We start from the raw sequence: 14,334 nt of genomic DNA on the forward strand, positions 1-14,334 counted from the left end.
CGAGAGGCTCAGACGGTCCAGTCGAGGATGATCTTGCCGCTGCGTGCGGTGGCGGCCTCGTCGAAGGCGGCGTCGAAGTCCTGGTAGCCATAGCTGCCGGTGATCACCGGGCTGAGGTCGAGGCCGCCTTCGAGCAGGACGGTCATCGCGTACCAGGTCTCGAACATCTCGCGGCCGTAGATGCCCTTGATCGTGATCATCGATGTGACGATCTTCGACCAGTCGACGGCGAACTCCTCGGCGGGCAGGCCCAGCATGGCGATACGACCGCCGTGCGTCATGTTGTCGACCATGTCGCGCATGGCCTCGGGGCGGCCGGACATCTCCAGGCCGATGTCGAAGCCCTCCTTGAGGCCGAGCTGCCGCTGCGCATCGGCGATGTCGCTCTCGGCGACGTTCAGCGCGAGCGTGGCGCCGGCTTTGCGGGCGATCTCCAGGCGGGACTCGCTGACATCGGTGATCACGACATTGCGCGCGCCCGCGTGCCGGGCGACGGCCGCGGCCATGATGCCGATCGGGCCCGCGCCGGTGATCAGTACGTCCTCGCCGACCAGCGGGAACGAGAGCGCGGTGTGCACCGCGTTGCCGAACGGGTCGAAGATCGCGGCGATGTCGAGGTCCACCTGAGTACGGTGCACCCACACATTGGACGCGGGCAGCGCCACATACTCGGCGAACGCTCCGTCCCGGCCGACGCCGAGGCCGATGGTGCTGCGGCAGAGATGACGGCGGCCGGCCAGACAGTTGCGGCACTTGCCGCAGACGAGGTGGCCCTCGCCGCTCACCACATCGCCGACCTGGATGTCCTGGACGTCAGCGCCGACGGCGGCGACCTCTCCGACGAACTCGTGGCCGAGCACCCGGGGCGTGCTGACGGCCTGCTGGGCCCAGCCGTCCCAGGACCTGATGTGCAGATCCGTGCCGCAGATCCCGGTGCGCAGCACCTTGATCAGCACATCGCCGGGGCCGGTCTGCGGCTCGGGCACGTCCATGAGCCACAGGCCGGGCTCGGCATGCTGCTTGACAAGTGCCTTCATCGGGGCGGCTCCAGGCGTCGTGGTGGGGGCCGAGGCCAGACGGCTCGACAGCTCCGGTCATCGGACCTGGACCAATCTGCCCAGCCGTGACTGCAGAGTCCATCGAGGATTTCTTAAGCGGGCCAACAGCCCAGCTTCATGCGGGGCGGGCAGGGCAGGCACGCCGGCCGGGATTTTCGGGCGGGAGTGACACCCGGAAGCACCAACACGTTGTACGGCGAACGGGGTGGCCGCCGCTCGCGTTGCCCGGAGCTCCGCTCACCCTTCAACGCTCATCGAAATGATTGCGAGGCGATCTGCCGCTTCGCGATGCTCGAACTCGTTCACCAACGGAAGGACAGGAACACCATGGTGAAGAGGACCAAGGCGATGGCTTCGATCGCTGTCGGCGCACTCTCCGTCGGACTGCTGATGACCGGTGCGGCCACGGCCCAGGCGTCCGCCCTGGGGCTGCCCTATGGCGTCACTCCGTACGAGAACGTCAACGTCCGCGCCGAAGCGACGACCGCGAGCGCCATCGTCGGCCATGTGAAGGCCGGCGAGCCTCGTGGAGCCTCGTGCTGGAAGCACGGCCAGCTGATCAAGGACAACGGCTACTCCAACGACATCTGGGTGCGGCTGGCCGAAGGCTACATCAGCGCCGTGTACCTCAAGGGCGACGAGCGCGGCGGCCTGCCGGCCTCTGCCGAGTGCTGACCCCGGAACACCGCACGGCGGATTGCGTCTGACCCGGCGGGGCCCTGACGGCCCGCTGCTCGGAACGAGCGGTGAGGCCGGCCCGATCGGCACGAGCGGTGAGGCCGGCCCGATCGGCACGAGCGGTGAGGCCGGCCCGATCGGCACGAGCGTGGGGCCGGCCCGGGCGGCCTCCGCCGGTCAGCCGGCACGCCCGTGCCGCCGGTGTCAGTCGATGCCCCGGATGCTCCGGGCACGGCCTCCCTTGCCTCCCGGCCGGCGCGGTACCCGTGCGTCGACAAGGTTCGGAAGGTCGGCCGCGGATGCGTCGGCTCTGCGGTCGGTCAGGGCGCTGAGCTGTGCACGCAGGCCCTGGTTCTCGATGTACAGCTCGGCGAGCGCCCTGACTTTCGTACGCACGACCCATGGGTCGACCGGCTTGACCAGAAAGTCGGAGACCCCCAGTCCGTACGCACGGGCGGCCAGGTCGTCGTCCCTGCCGAGGCCCGTCATCAGCACGACCGGCAGATTCCGGGTGTGGTCAAGGCGCTTGAGATAGGCGAGCACCTCCAGGCCGTCCATCTGCGGCATCACGACATCGAGGATCACCACCGCGATACCGCCACGCAGGACGGTCTTCAGCGCCTCGTCCCCGCTGCGCGCCCGTACCACCGGGCGCCCCACGGGCCGTAACAGACTCTCGATCGCGAAGAGATTGTCCTCGCGGTCGTCCACCACCAGGATCTTCAAGGCACAACCCCCATTTGTGCCTCCCTCGACAGTCGGCCACATCAGCGAACGCCGCACGCTGCGGCAAGGGCGACCCCGTCCGTGTCTCCGGCTCCCGCGAGGCTTCGGGTCGTAGGGGCAGTATGAAGCCTCGGGGCGCCTCAAGCACCAGGCGCGAATGCGCCCCTGTTGTCCGGGAACTGAACCGGGCGCTCGATAGCCGCTTCTGTCGGACCATCAGCCTCACAAGCCCCGCAGCGAAGGGGTGAACTCCGTTGAATTCCCGTCAGACCGGAACCGCAGCCGCCGGGTCTGACAACGCTCCGCCGATGCGCGCAGCCGCCTGAGCAGGCCTCGTCCGCGCGGACGGCGAGACCGCGCCACCGGCTCACGTACGACTTCGGATCTGAGCCCCGGCGCCTTTGCGCCCGGACGTGGTGCGGGTCGCAGCTCGCGCGCCCGGCGCAGCGCGTCCGCCAGGTTGACCCGGTGCCAGAGGATCTCGTCCGGATGATCCGCCAGGAGCAGCCGCTCCACCACCTCTGCGGCGGCCGGCGTCTGAGGGCGGCCGGGGGCCAGTCCGGGCCGGAGCACTCGCAGATACGAGCGCTCATAGGGATCGGTCGTCACCTCGGCCACCGTGACCGGGTCGAGGACGGAGGCGATCACCGCGGCCCGCTCCCAAGGGTCCTCGGTGGCGCGCAGCAGCAGTCCCAGCCGTCTGCCCCGCCAGTTGCGTCCGCGCCTGTCCTCGCCCGCATCCAGCATCGTCCGCAGTGCGGGTGGGGTCCGGCCGGTGAGGAGGGCGGGATGAGCGAGCGCGAAATCGCTGAGCTCTACTGCCAGATAGAGCCAGACGACCGCGCGGTAGCGGTTCAGATAGAACCGGATCGGCGTGAAATGGCCGGTGCGCGCGAGCCGGGTGAAGCGCGCCGAAGTGATCGAGATGAGCCGCGCGCCCTCCACCGTGCCCACGGTGCGCACTCGCTCCCTCAGAGCGTCCGGGAATCCTTCCGCCCCGCGCAGCCGGTCCACCTCACGCTGGTCGACTCGCGGCGGGCCGCCGCTCGCGCCGGGCGTGGTCCGGACATGCCCCAACTGGACAGCGAGATCCAGCTCTCCCCGCTTGAGCTCCAGCGCCTGAGCCGCCCGGCCCGGCGCGAGACTACGGACTTCCGGACTGTGGGTCGGCTCGCCCGTCTTTGCCGGGCTGAGCACCAGGCCGGGCGTCATTGCTTCCGTCACCTTCATGTCGGTCAGATCCCCCGTGAGTTGCGAATACTCTCGGTGACGACCGTAGCCCGACCCAGGGACTTCTCGCCCGGCCTGTGGATAACCCCGGACCGGGCTCAGGACCAGACGCCGCCCCTGGCCGAAATCCCGCAGTTCAGCTGTCAGTTCCGCCCGGCTGCCTGGCCGCGACGCCCAGATGCTCGCCGACCCGGTTGACCATCAGCGTCATCTCGTACGCGACCTGGCCCACATCGGCCTCGGCCGCGCTCAGTACACACAGGCAGCTTCCCTCGCCGGCCGCCGTGACGAAGAGCAGCGCATCGTCGAACTCGACCATGGTCTGGCGCGCCTTGCCCGCACGGAAATGCCGGCCGGACCCGCGGGCGAGGGAGTGCAGCCCGGAGGAGACCGCGGCGAGGTGTTCCGCGTCCTCCCGCGCGAGCCCCGTGCTCGCCCCCGTCACCAGCCCGTCGTTGGACAGCACCAAGGCGTGCCGTATGTGCTCGATCCGCTTCGTCAGGTCGTCCAGCAGCCAGTCAAGTCCCTTGTCCAACGGCATGGTCGGTCCTCCCCGCTCGTACGTTCCCCGTGGCCCCGTTTTCCGTAAGCCTTTCGTACGCGGGACGACAGGGCAAGGTGCCGCTAGCCCACCGAATCCAGCAGCCGAGCCGTGTGCATCCGTCCGGCATATTCGACCAGACGTACGAGCACCTCTTTTCCCGAGTCGCGGTCCCGTGCGTCGCACAGCACAACAGGTGTCCCACGTTCCAGATCGAGGGCACGTGATACTTCGTGCGCGCCGTAAGTGCGCGCGCCGGAGAAGCAGTTGACCGCGACGACGAACGGAATCCGGCGGTGCTCGAAGTAGTCGACAGCGGGAAAACAGTCCACAAGACGCCGGGTGTCGGCGAGGACGACGGCCCCGAGAGCCCCCTGTGAAAGCTCGTCCCACAGAAACCAGAAGCGGTCCTGTCCAGGTGTGCCGAAGAGATAGAGGGACAGCCCCGAGCGGATGGTGATGCGACCGAAGTCCATGGCGACGGTCGTCGTGGTCTTCTCGTCGACTCCCCCGGTGTCGTCGACCCTGCGGCCCACCTGGCTGAGCTGTTCCTCCGTGCGCAGCGGCCGTATTTCACTGACCGCACCGACCAGGGTGGTCTTGCCGACGCCGAAGCCGCCGGCGACGAGTATTTTCAGCGCGAGGTCGGTGGTCTCCCCACCAGTGCTTTGAGAGCTCTCGGAAGCCATCGGTCACTTCTCTCGGGAGTGAGCCTCAAGATATCCGTCCGACTATTGAAACCGCAGGTCAGAACCGTCTTTGAGGTCTCGGTGTCAGCAAATTCTCAGTGTTGGTCCATGCCAGTACACAAGTCAGCATGGCAAGGGCGGCCCTTCCCCGCGGGAAGGGATCGTATTTAGAGCCTTCTGACTGTTCCGTTGCCCATTCGAAGACCATTTCTGTAGCCAAATCGATCCACCTCGCGGGCGCGGACAGTCATCTCGCCGACCGGGACGGCCACCTCGCCGCACCTCGCCGACAGGGCGCATATTGGCTGGCGGGCGCAGCCGACGGTGTCCGAGGATCGGTTCATGCCCTACTTCCTGGAGACCGAGCGGCTGGCGCTGCGGCCCGTCACCGAGGCGGACGTGGACCAACTGCTCGCCCTCGACAACGACCCCGAGGTCATGCGCTTCATCAACGGAGGCCGGCCCACCACGCCTGAGGCGATCCGCGCCGACTCCCTGCCACGGTTCCTTCATCACTATCCGTGCATCGACAACCGCGGCTTCTGGGCGGCCGAGGAGCGGACGACCGGTAGTTTCCTGGGTTGGTTCGTGTTCCGGCCGCTCGAGGACCACAGTGCGGCTCTGGTCGAACTCGGCTACCGGCTCGGCCGGGCCGCCTGGGGCCGTGGCTATGCGACGGAGGGAGCACACGCCCTGCTCCGCAAAGGGTTCACGGAACTCGGCGTACAGCGCGTCACCGCGAACACCATGACCGTCAACGCCCGTTCGCGCCGTGTGATGGAAAAGGTGGGTCTGCGCTACATGCGGACCTTCTTCGACGAGTGGCCGGAGAGGATCGAAGGTTCCGAGCTCGGCGATGTCGAGTACGCCCTCACCAGGTCCGCCTGGGAGGCGAAGCAGGTGACGCGGGCCCGTCGGCAGACCGGCTGAGACCTCGCCGCGCGGACGCCGCCGAAAAGCCGACGCGCCGCCCGGCTACAGCGCTCTCAGCCCATCGATCACCTCCCTGAGGATCCTCTCGTCGGGCAACTGGGCGGGCGGCGCCGGACGGCGGACCCTGACATGGCCCGCTTCCAGCAGATCGCCGAGCAGCACCCGTACGACACCGACCGGCAGATCGGCGTCGGCGGCGAGTTCGGCGACGGACTGGGTCTCGCAGCGGCACAGGCTGAGCAGTGCGCGGTGTTCAGGGCCCAGCAGGGACTCCTCGGCGACGCCGGGTGCGTCGGCGGCGATGTCGACGAGCGCAATGAGATCGAACCGTACGTTGCCGGGTCCCGGTTTGGTCCGACCGCCGGTCATCGCGTACGGGCGCACGAGGGGGCCGGCGTCGGCGTCGTACCACTGACTGCCCGGGCTGTCGCCGCTGCCCATGCCGCCTGTCCCGTCGGCCGCGTCCAATGCGTCGGCTCTGTCTGAACCGTCGGTCATGTCGTCACGTCGCGGTGAGGCGCGGCGGAGTCCGCAGATGCTCGCCGACACGCTTGACGAGGCGGGCCATCTCATAGGCGATCAGGCCTATGTCGGCGATGACGGACGTGAGTACGGCAAGGCAGGAGCCATCGCCGGCGGCCGCCACAAAGAGGAAGCCGTCGTCCATCTCGACCATGGTCTGGCGCACCCCGCCGGCGTGGAAGTGGCGGCCCGCCCCCTTGGCAAGGCTGTGGAATCCCGAGGCGACGGCCGCCAGATGCTCGGCGTCCTCGCGGGTCAGCGCCTTCGATGCACCCACCGGCAGGCCGTCGCCGGACAGCACGACCACGTGCCGTACCTCGCCGACGCGCAGGACGAGGTCGTCCAGCAGCCAGTCGAGGTCGCCGAAGGTGTGGCGGGCTACGGCTGACTCGTACTCGGTCATGCTCTGTCTCCTTCGCTGCCGGGGATGGCCTTGCCCGGCGCGGCGCCGCCGCCCCTGGTCCAGCCCTTGCGGTACGCCGTCATACGGTCCCGCACCTGTTCGGGGGTGCGTTCCGGGGTGTCCTCGGCGGCTGCCCCGTGGTCCTCCGGCTCCTCGGCCGGGGGCTCCGCGCGCAGCTGCGGGACGAGGTGTGTCTGCCTGACCCTGCGCGGGAGTTCGCCGTTCTCGGCCTGCGGCGGGGCGCCGCGCAGGCGCAGGGCGGTGACCCCCGGCGGTGTGGTGGGGAGCTGAGGCTGCACTGCGAGCACCGGGCGGTGGGCCGGTTCCGGGACGGATGCGGTGTGGGTGCGCGGAGCCGACCGGGGCGGCGCGGCCGACGCCTCCTGCCCGGGGTGGTGAGCGCCCGGGTCATGGGCGCCCGGGCCGTGGCCGGCGGCGGAGCCCTCCGGGACCGTGAGGGCGCTCTGCAGCAGTGCGGTCGGCAGCAGCACCACCGCGGTCGTGCCGCCGTACGGTGACGTACGCAGATTGACCTTGATCTCGCGGCGGAAGGCGAGTCGGCTGACGACGAAGAGGCCGAGCCGGTCGCTGTCGAAGAGATCCAGGGCCTCGGACTCCGCCAGCTTGCGGTTGGCCTCGTCGAGGGCGTCCCTGCCCATGCCGAGTCCGCGGTCCTCGATCTCCAGGGCGTAGCCGTTCCCGACGGGCTCGCCGCTGACGCGCACCTTGGTGTGCGGCGGGGAGAACTGGGCGGCGTTCTCTACCAGTTCGGCCAGCAGATGGGTGACGTCGGCGACGGCGGCGCCCACGACGGCCGTCTCCGGCAGTTGCCGCACCTCCACGCGCGCGTAGTCCTCGATCTCCGAGACGGCGGCCCGTACCACGCTGGTCAGTGGTACGGGCATGCGCCACGCGCGCCCGGGCGCGGCGCCCGACAGGATGATCAGGCTCTCGGCGTGCCGCCGCATACGGGTGGTGAGGTGGTCGAGCCGGAAGAGGTCGCCGAGCTCGTTCGGGTCGTCGGCGCGGCGCTCCATGGTGTCGAGCAGGGTGAGCTGGCGGTGGACCAGGATCTGGCTGCGGCGGGCGAGGTTGACGAAGACGCCCGAGATGCTGCCAGCGAGTTCGGCGCGTTCGACCGCGGCGCTCAGCGCTGCCCGGTGAACTGTTCCGAGGGCCTCGCCGACCTGGCCGATCTCGTCCTCCGCGGGAGGTCCGGGTGGGGCCTCGGCCTGGATGTCGATCTCCTCGCCGGTGCGCAGCCTGCGCATGGCCTGCGGCAGTTGCTGCCTGGCGATCCTGAGTGCGCTGTTGCGCAGGCTGATCAGTTCGACGACGAGGCCGCGGCCGATGCGTACGGAGATCACCAACGAGGCGGCGACCGCGGCGAGTCCGAGGAGTACGGCGGCCCCGGCCGTGGTGAGGAGGCCGTCCGCGACGGGGTCGGCTCGCTCGGCGGCGCTGCGGCGGGCGTTCGTCTCGATGGCGTGCATCCCGTCGTCGACGGCCGTGTGTGCCTTGTCCCAGACGGCGGCCGGGACGATCTGGGCTGCCTTGCGACCGGCGGGGGCGGTGAGCACGTTGCCCTCGGCCGTTCGCAGTTGCCGGTAGGCGCTCTGCTTGGCGAGTTCGCGCCAGGCGGCGCGCTCGGGGCTGCGAAGATCGGCGACGGCCGATTCGGTGAGGCTCCTGCGGGTCGAAACGGCTCCGGTGAACAGCCGCAGACGCTCGGCGGCAAGGGAGTTGCTGAGCTGCGCCGAGCCGAGGAGGGCGTCCTCACGGGCGAGCATTTCGCGGGCCCGGGCGAACTCCAGCAGGACGCGGGCTTCGGAGCCGGGTCCGGCGTCCTGGATGCCGCTGAGCGCCCCGAAGACGCCGAAGGCCTCGGTGACAACTGCGTTGTACTGCTCGTACGTGGCGTCCCAGGTGGCGTTGTGGCCGAGTACGGCGGTGCGCAGGGTGGGCAGTTTCTCCGCGCGGGTGACGAACTGGTCGAGACGCCCCGCCAAGCCCGCCGGGATGCCGCCGTCCGCGGCGACGGTCGTCCCCTCGTCGATACGGAGCTTCTTGATGGCCTCTTGCGTTCTTCGGGCCTCCTGCTGGAGTGCAGCAGCGCGCTCGTCGGAGGGTGCTGCCACCTGGCGTACGGCCGCGCGCCGTTCGGCCTGCAGGGCCGTGACCGCGGCGGCGACGGGTTCGCGGATCTGGGTGTCGACGTGCTGGAGCTGGCGCAGCCTTGACACCTCCTGGGCGGTGCTGACCGTGGCGTACCCCCACAGCGCGAGCAGCGAGACAACGGGCACCATCAGCAGCGAGATGATCTTCGCTCGTACGGTTCTGGGGCGCGGCAGCCATCGTCCACGTACAACGGCGGGGTGCGGCATCTCGTACTCCGGCGGCTGCTGTCCCGTGTGTTCAAGTGCGGGCGGCCCGGCGTGCGCGCGTCGTCCGCGGGCTGCCGGCGCGGAAGCGGAGGCGGAAGCGGGCGGCGGTGGGGGCGGCGGTGCGGGGTCGGCGCCCCGGGTCCTGCGAGGTGTGCGCATGGCCTCCTCGTTCCGGTTTCTGGGCTGGCTTACGGCAGGAACGGTCCGGCTAGGCAGTGGCAGTGGTGGTGGACTTCGCGGGTCCTGTCGCAGTGGCCTGGGCCGGGGCTGCACCGGACGGCCGCTCGGCCGAGGTGTACGCGGCGCGCTCGTGTGCCGTCGGGGAGAGCGCGACGAACGCCGAGGTGACGAAGAGGTACGACCCGAGGCCGACGGCGAGGGGGAAGATGAACTGCATCGCCGCGGCCCCGGGCAGCTCGCCTCCGGCGGGGTCGATCCGCACGCTGACCGCGAGCATTCCGGTGTAGTGCATGCTGCTGACCGCCGCGCCCATGACAAGCGAGGCGACGGCTACCGCGATCGGCGACTTGATGTTGAGCGCCGCCCACAGGGCCGCGGTTGCCGCGACCACGGCGATGACCACGGAGAGCACGACGAGCAGCGGGTCGTAGCGCACCGAGCCGTGCAGCCGCAGGGCGGCCATGCCGAGATAGTGCATGCTGGCGACGCCGAGCCCGGTGGTGAGCCCGCCGACCAGGAGTGATCTGACGCGGTCACGGCCGAAGCCGACGCAGAACACTCCTGCGCCGACGACCAGCATGGCGACGAGCAGGCTGAGGATGGTCAGCGGCACGTCGTAGCGGATGTCGGTGCCGCGTACGGCGAAGCCGAGCATCGCGACGAAGTGCATCGTCCAGATGCCGGTGCCGATCGCCGATGCGGCGGTGATCAGCCAGTTGCGGCGGGATCGGCCGCTCGCGGCCAGCGCGCGCACGGTGCAGCGCAGTCCGAGGGCGGCGCCGATGACGGCCATCGCGTACGACAGCACGGGTGTCAGCAAACCGAAGGCGGCGTGGTCCAGATGTCCCATGGCTCCGGGACGGTAGACCCGTGGGGGGCGCACGATCGGGGCGCCTTTCGAAAGGTGATGGAATATGACAGAGAGATGTTTCTGAACGATCGTGCCGCGCTCGAACGTGCGCACCGTGCGGTCGGCCGAGGTGTTGGGGGATCATGTCCCCATGCCCGACAACCACAGCGCCGACAACGACAGCGCCGACGACCACACGCATGTGCAGGAATTCTTCGGCGCCCGGGCGGCCGGCTGGGACAGGCGCTTCCCCGACGACGATCCGGCCTACGCCGCGGCCGTCGCCGAGCTGAAGCTGCGCCCCGGTGACGCCGTGCTCGATGCGGGCTGCGGCACCGGCCGCGCACTGCCGCCCCTGCGCTCCGCCGTGGGACCGCGGGGAGCTGTCATCGGGGTGGATCTCACCCCCGAGATGCTGGCCGCGGCGCTGCGTGCGGGGCGCGGGGAGAGCGGGCAGCTGGTGCTCGCGGATGTGGCCCGGCTGCCGCTTGGGGCCGAGTCGCTGGACGCCGTGTTCGCGGCAGGCCTGATCGCCCATCTGCCCCAACCGGGCGAGAATCTGCGGGAGTTGGCGCGGGTGGTCCGGCCGGGCGGACAGCTGGCGCTCTTCCATCCCATCGGCAGGGCGGCCCTCGCCGCCCGCCAGGGCCGTCGGATCACCGAGGACGATCTGCGTGCCGAGCCCAACCTCCGCTCCCTGCTGGCCGGTTCGGGCTGGCGGATGGTCTCGTACGTGGACGAGGACGCCCGCTTCCTCGCACTGGCCGTCCGCCGGGACTGAGCCACCTCAGGGCCGGCCGGCCACGGCCCGTACGAAGTCGGCGGAGTTGTCGAACATGACGTTGTGACCGGCGTCCGGGACCGTCACCACCCGCACGCCGGAGGCCACCAGCTCGTCGTGGCCCGGGAGTTCACCGCTGAGTGCGCCCTGGAGATAGGTGCGCTGGACAGGCAGCTCCATCAGCATCCGCCGCATCGTGGGCCGCGTACCGAGGACAAGACCCCTCGCGCTGCGATGGAGAGCGAGCGGGTCGGCCAGCCGCATGGTCGCCGACCAGCCGGGCCCGACCCGCTCCAGCACACGCGCGAAGCCGCCGCCGTCGACGAACTCCTTCTCGCTGTACGAGGCGATCCCGCTGCTGCCCGCCTTCACCGGCGGGTTCGGATCGAGGTTGGCCTCCGTGACGACCAGCCGGGACACCAGATCCGGGCGGCGGTGGGCCAGCACGATGGCGACCGCGCCGCCCATGCTGTGCCCGACGATCTCGCCACCGCGCACCCCTGCTTCGTCGAGTGCGGCGGCAAGCGCAGCCGCGTGGTCCTCCAGCGAGTAGCCGAAGTCCGCCGGGCGGTCGCTGAGGCCGTGCCCGGGCAGATCGACGAAGAGCGTGCGGCGGCCGGCCAGTTCGGGGCGCGCGGCGATATGCGCGTGGTACGCCGCCGAGGCCGCCCCGAGCCCGTGCACGTACACCCTTGGCGGGCCGTCACCCGCAGCCTCCGTCCAGCGAATGAGGCTGCCCTGCGCGTCGAACCGTGCGTGTTGCACTGTCGCTCCCCCTGCTTGTCGATGCTCTCTTCGTTTCGATCCCTGCCCGCCGCAGCATACATCGTCACCGAGGTATTACGGGCACGATGTACACCGCCGATGAGGCAGAATGCAGGCATGCTCGAGCTCGCGATCCTCGGTTTCCTCTACGACACCCCGCTTCACGGCTACGAACTGCGCAAACGCATCACCGCCCTGACCGGGCACGTACGCCCGGTCGCCGAGAGCACGCTGTACCCCGCGATCAAGCGACTGGAGAAGGCGGGCCTACTGGCGCGCGAGACCATGCCCGGTGCAGTCGCCGCGCCCCGCCATGTCCTCAGCCTCACCGAGGGGGGACGGACGGAGCTGTTGCGTCGGCTCGCCGAGCCTGTACAGGGTGAGATCACCGATGAGAACCGGTGGTTCACGCTGCTCGCGTTCCTGCGCCATCTGCGGGACGGCGACGCTCAGACCGCCGTACTGCGGCGACGGCTGGCCTTCCTGGAGGAGCCCGCCAGCTTCTTCTACGACGGCGAACGGCCGCTGCGGGCCGAGGATCTTGACGACCCCTTCCGTCGCGGCATCCTCACCATCGCCCGCGCCACCAGCGAGGCAGAGCTGACCTGGCTGCGGGCCACGATCCGCTCGCTCGGCAGCGACCGCTGACGTGACGAGCCGTTTCCCCTTCCGTCGCCGCAGGTCCAACTCCGCTCGAGGATGCAAGACTTGGAAGATCGGCGGCGACCGCCGCCTGGGGAAAGGTGGTCCGGGTGTTCAGCAGACTCCGCAGGCTCCGCACGTTCCTCGCACACCGCCCCGCGGACGCGCCGCCCGTCCGGCCACCCGCACGGCAGCACAACATCTTCGAGGCCGCGGCGGTCTATGTGTCGGGGTGCGCGGAGGACGATCAGGAACAGATCGACGAGGCCGCGACCTGGGTGTCCCCGGAGGCGCTGTCCTTCGGGATCAGCGAACTGGCCTGCCGCGCGGTCATAGCCCTCGCCCGCGAGCGGGACGAGTCGCCGCAGTCGGTGGCGCGTAGTCTCCTCGGCCTGCCCGCCGCTTGACGTCGGTCAGGGACAGGTCGTGCCGGGCGAGCGCCCGGGCGGGGCTCAGTCCCATGCGCTCGGCGTGGGCGAGCCGCTCCTTGACCTCGCGCAAGGTGCCCGGCCGGTAGCCGGGACCGCAGCCGAAGCAGTCCCGGCGGAAGCGCAGCCCGGCAGGGAGGCGCGGCAGGGCAGGCAGCCGAAGTGGTGACGCCGTGGGCTTGGCGAGATGCCAGGACCCCGGCGCGCCAAGGGCCGAATAATTTTCGCCACCGCCAGCCCTCGACGACCGGGTTACCCACTGGTTATGGTGCGCCGACGAACGATCGGATGGGGAGGGTGACGTGGCCGGGACGGACGACGCCGTCGACGATGCGCTGTATGTGCTGACCGCGGTGCTGCTGACGCCCGCGCAGTTCCCGAGCGTGCTTGGCGACGACTTCCCGGCCGCCTGCGCGGCGCTGGGTCTGGAGCCGTACGCCCGGGGCTACGGCCTGGTGCTCGGGCAGGACTCCGACGGCGCCCGCTGGACGGTGGCGATCGACGATGTGTCGCTCGTTGCCGTCGCCATCGCGTCCTGGGACTGCGGGATGGAGTACGAGCTGTCCCCCAGCGAACGCACGGTGGTCGCCGCACTCCCCGGCTGGCCGCTGCCCGTCGCGGTCTCCGCGCCCGGTGTGCCCGCGCCGCACGATCCGGCGCCCGAGGAGGGCGACCGGCCGCCACTGGCGCCGCCCGGCACCGAGGAGTGGGGGCCCGCACAGCGCCGTCTCGGGGCGGACGAGATCGCGCTCCAGTGGGCGGAGTGGCGCCAGCAGATCGGCGACGACGAGGCATCGGCCTCGCCGGACACCCCCGAAGGCGAACGCAAAGCACCGCACGAAGGCGTACAGCGGGCGCTGAAGGAAGCGCACGGCTATGTGGAGTCGCCCCCGCCGGTTGGGCGGGTCCGTTCCAGCTTCGCGCCCGGCGGCGCCCGCACCCTGCGCGCCGACGGTCCCGGCTGGTCCATGGTCGCCAGGACCGACGACATCGCCTTTGTGCTGCTGGACGAGGAGCCGCGCGAAGTGCTGCCGGTGGGCCGCGGGCCGCAGCTGCCCGCGCTGCTCGAAGCGCTCGACAAGATTGCTGTGCGCCCGGCCTGAGCCGTCGGCCGGGGCCCCTCAGGGTTTCGGCGCCGGTCCCGTCAGCAGCAGTGCGAGCATGCGGTGAGCAGGTGCGCACAGCAGAAGGATCACGCGTGCAACGGATTTGGTGTGGAACAGACGGCGCGCCGCCCGCGGATGTCCGCGGGCGCTGTGCCGTGCCGTGCCGGTGATCGACTTCGGCGCTACCCCGGCACGGCCCACGAGGTGCAGGTCAGCGGCCGATCTCCTTACGGGAGACACGGCGCAGCCTGCGGCGCTGGCTGGGGTCCAGCATGAAATACGCCACCGCCGGTACTCCGACGACCACCAGCAGCGACAGCCAGAATCCGATCAACGGCATCAGGAGCAGGCCTACGGCCACTCCCCCTATGACGAGTTTCGTACGTGTCGACATTTCGACGCCTCCTCCGCGGCCGCG

17 protein-coding genes are annotated in these 14,334 nt (G+C 70.2%); 6 read left to right on the forward strand and 11 right to left on the reverse strand.

The genetic code is table 11. The annotated features are described in order from the left end of the window. Positions 1-8 precede the first annotated feature (8 nt). The gene (tdh, locus tag ACI2LP_RS23110; protein WP_404726397.1) at positions 9-1,037 is read right to left on the reverse strand and encodes an L-threonine 3-dehydrogenase; all 1,029 of its coding nucleotides are present in this window, start codon (positions 1,035-1,037) and stop codon (positions 9-11) included. A gap of 348 nt (positions 1,038-1,385) precedes the next feature. Between tdh and ACI2LP_RS23115 the strand changes: the two genes are divergently transcribed. Further along, positions 1,386-1,733, forward strand: a complete 348-nt coding sequence (locus ACI2LP_RS23115; RefSeq protein ID WP_404726398.1) for an SH3 domain-containing protein — start codon at positions 1,386-1,388, stop codon at positions 1,731-1,733. A gap of 207 nt (positions 1,734-1,940) precedes the next feature. Here ACI2LP_RS23115 and ACI2LP_RS23120 read toward each other — a convergent pair whose 3' ends face one another. From ACI2LP_RS23120 to ACI2LP_RS23135, 4 genes are all read right to left on the reverse strand, one after another. Further along, positions 1,941-2,462 (reverse strand): two-component system response regulator, encoded by a 522-nt coding sequence (locus ACI2LP_RS23120; protein WP_404726399.1) that lies wholly within the window; start codon positions 2,460-2,462, stop codon positions 1,941-1,943. Positions 2,463-2,684: 222 nt separating this feature from the next. After that, positions 2,685-3,692, reverse strand: a complete 1,008-nt coding sequence (locus ACI2LP_RS23125; protein ID WP_404726400.1) for a DUF6397 family protein — start codon at positions 3,690-3,692, stop codon at positions 2,685-2,687. A gap of 136 nt (positions 3,693-3,828) precedes the next feature. After that, the gene (locus ACI2LP_RS23130; RefSeq protein ID WP_404726401.1) at positions 3,829-4,233 is read right to left on the reverse strand and encodes a roadblock/LC7 domain-containing protein; all 405 of its coding nucleotides are present in this window, start codon (positions 4,231-4,233) and stop codon (positions 3,829-3,831) included. An 83-nt stretch (positions 4,234-4,316) separates the two neighbouring features. Continuing rightward, positions 4,317-4,922: a GTP-binding protein gene (locus tag ACI2LP_RS23135; RefSeq protein WP_404726402.1), complete on the reverse strand. Its 606-nt coding sequence runs from the start codon at positions 4,920-4,922 to the stop codon at positions 4,317-4,319. 342 nt (positions 4,923-5,264) lie between these two features. Between ACI2LP_RS23135 and ACI2LP_RS23140 the strand changes: the two genes are divergently transcribed. Next, positions 5,265-5,852 (forward strand): GNAT family N-acetyltransferase, encoded by a 588-nt coding sequence (locus ACI2LP_RS23140; protein ID WP_404726403.1) that lies wholly within the window; start codon positions 5,265-5,267, stop codon positions 5,850-5,852. 45 nt (positions 5,853-5,897) lie between these two features. Here ACI2LP_RS23140 and ACI2LP_RS23145 read toward each other — a convergent pair whose 3' ends face one another. From ACI2LP_RS23145 to ACI2LP_RS23160, 4 genes are all read right to left on the reverse strand, one after another. Beyond that, a complete protein-coding gene (locus ACI2LP_RS23145) occupies positions 5,898-6,296 on the reverse strand; it encodes a DUF742 domain-containing protein (RefSeq protein WP_404726490.1) in 399 nt (132 codons plus the stop codon). A 61-nt stretch (positions 6,297-6,357) separates the two neighbouring features. Next, positions 6,358-6,780, reverse strand: coding sequence for a roadblock/LC7 domain-containing protein (locus tag ACI2LP_RS23150; RefSeq protein WP_404726404.1), 423 nt, complete (start codon positions 6,778-6,780; stop codon positions 6,358-6,360). Then, positions 6,777-9,323 (reverse strand): nitrate- and nitrite sensing domain-containing protein, encoded by a 2,547-nt coding sequence (locus ACI2LP_RS23155; RefSeq protein WP_404726405.1) that lies wholly within the window; start codon positions 9,321-9,323, stop codon positions 6,777-6,779. The genes ACI2LP_RS23150 and ACI2LP_RS23155 overlap by 4 nt, the downstream gene beginning before the upstream one ends. Before the next feature lie 49 nt (positions 9,324-9,372). Continuing rightward, on the reverse strand, positions 9,373-10,194 hold the full coding sequence (locus ACI2LP_RS23160) for an MHYT domain-containing protein (RefSeq protein WP_404726406.1): 822 nt from the start codon (positions 10,192-10,194) through the stop codon (positions 9,373-9,375). 151 nt (positions 10,195-10,345) lie between these two features. Here ACI2LP_RS23160 and ACI2LP_RS23165 point away from each other — a divergent pair, with 151 nt between their 5' ends. Continuing rightward, positions 10,346-10,975: a class I SAM-dependent methyltransferase gene (locus ACI2LP_RS23165; protein WP_404726407.1), complete on the forward strand. Its 630-nt coding sequence runs from the start codon at positions 10,346-10,348 to the stop codon at positions 10,973-10,975. A 6-nt stretch (positions 10,976-10,981) separates the two neighbouring features. Here the strand turns inward: ACI2LP_RS23165 and ACI2LP_RS23170 are convergent, their stop codons facing one another. Further along, the gene (locus tag ACI2LP_RS23170) at positions 10,982-11,740 is read right to left on the reverse strand and encodes an alpha/beta fold hydrolase (protein ID WP_404726408.1); all 759 of its coding nucleotides are present in this window, start codon (positions 11,738-11,740) and stop codon (positions 10,982-10,984) included. Positions 11,741-11,857: 117 nt separating this feature from the next. Here ACI2LP_RS23170 and ACI2LP_RS23175 point away from each other — a divergent pair, with 117 nt between their 5' ends. The 3 genes from ACI2LP_RS23175 (at position 11,858) to ACI2LP_RS23185 (ending at position 13,913) form a co-directional block, all read left to right on the forward strand. After that, positions 11,858-12,388: a PadR family transcriptional regulator gene (locus tag ACI2LP_RS23175; RefSeq protein ID WP_404726409.1), complete on the forward strand. Its 531-nt coding sequence runs from the start codon at positions 11,858-11,860 to the stop codon at positions 12,386-12,388. 104 nt (positions 12,389-12,492) lie between these two features. Next, the gene (locus ACI2LP_RS23180; RefSeq protein ID WP_404726410.1) at positions 12,493-12,789 is read left to right on the forward strand and encodes a hypothetical protein; all 297 of its coding nucleotides are present in this window, start codon (positions 12,493-12,495) and stop codon (positions 12,787-12,789) included. A 323-nt stretch (positions 12,790-13,112) separates the two neighbouring features. Continuing rightward, positions 13,113-13,913: a hypothetical protein gene (locus tag ACI2LP_RS23185; RefSeq protein ID WP_404726411.1), complete on the forward strand. Its 801-nt coding sequence runs from the start codon at positions 13,113-13,115 to the stop codon at positions 13,911-13,913. A 214-nt stretch (positions 13,914-14,127) separates the two neighbouring features. Here ACI2LP_RS23185 and ACI2LP_RS23190 read toward each other — a convergent pair whose 3' ends face one another. Beyond that, the gene (locus ACI2LP_RS23190; RefSeq protein ID WP_360865215.1) at positions 14,128-14,310 is read right to left on the reverse strand and encodes a hypothetical protein; all 183 of its coding nucleotides are present in this window, start codon (positions 14,308-14,310) and stop codon (positions 14,128-14,130) included. Positions 14,311-14,334 lie beyond the last annotated feature (24 nt).

This window comes from Streptomyces sp. NPDC019890, from assembly GCF_044903445.1.
Taxonomy (GTDB): Bacteria; Actinomycetota; Actinomycetes; order Streptomycetales; family Streptomycetaceae; genus Streptomyces.

What these genes read in the sequence shown, in the direction of transcription:
- tdh (WP_404726397.1), bottom strand. Translation starts at nt 1,037, where the DNA reads ATGAAGGCACTTGTCAAGCAGCATGCCGAGCCCGGCCTGTGGCTCATG.
- ACI2LP_RS23115 (WP_404726398.1), top strand. Translation starts at nt 1,386, where the DNA reads ATGGTGAAGAGGACCAAGGCGATGGCTTCGATCGCTGTCGGCGCACTC.
- ACI2LP_RS23125 (WP_404726400.1), bottom strand. Translation starts at nt 3,692, where the DNA reads ATGAAGGTGACGGAAGCAATGACGCCCGGCCTGGTGCTCAGCCCGGCA.
- ACI2LP_RS23130 (WP_404726401.1), bottom strand. Translation starts at nt 4,233, where the DNA reads ATGCCGTTGGACAAGGGACTTGACTGGCTGCTGGACGACCTGACGAAG.
- ACI2LP_RS23135 (WP_404726402.1), bottom strand. Translation starts at nt 4,922, where the DNA reads ATGGCTTCCGAGAGCTCTCAAAGCACTGGTGGGGAGACCACCGACCTC.
- ACI2LP_RS23140 (WP_404726403.1), top strand. Translation starts at nt 5,265, where the DNA reads ATGCCCTACTTCCTGGAGACCGAGCGGCTGGCGCTGCGGCCCGTCACC.
- ACI2LP_RS23145 (WP_404726490.1), bottom strand. Translation starts at nt 6,296, where the DNA reads ATGGGCAGCGGCGACAGCCCGGGCAGTCAGTGGTACGACGCCGACGCC.
- ACI2LP_RS23150 (WP_404726404.1), bottom strand. Translation starts at nt 6,780, where the DNA reads ATGACCGAGTACGAGTCAGCCGTAGCCCGCCACACCTTCGGCGACCTC.
- ACI2LP_RS23155 (WP_404726405.1), bottom strand. Translation starts at nt 9,323, where the DNA reads ATGCGCACACCTCGCAGGACCCGGGGCGCCGACCCCGCACCGCCGCCC.
- ACI2LP_RS23160 (WP_404726406.1), bottom strand. Translation starts at nt 10,194, where the DNA reads ATGGGACATCTGGACCACGCCGCCTTCGGTTTGCTGACACCCGTGCTG.
- ACI2LP_RS23165 (WP_404726407.1), top strand. Translation starts at nt 10,346, where the DNA reads ATGCCCGACAACCACAGCGCCGACAACGACAGCGCCGACGACCACACG.
- ACI2LP_RS23175 (WP_404726409.1), top strand. Translation starts at nt 11,858, where the DNA reads ATGCTCGAGCTCGCGATCCTCGGTTTCCTCTACGACACCCCGCTTCAC.
- ACI2LP_RS23190 (WP_360865215.1), bottom strand. Translation starts at nt 14,310, where the DNA reads ATGTCGACACGTACGAAACTCGTCATAGGGGGAGTGGCCGTAGGCCTG.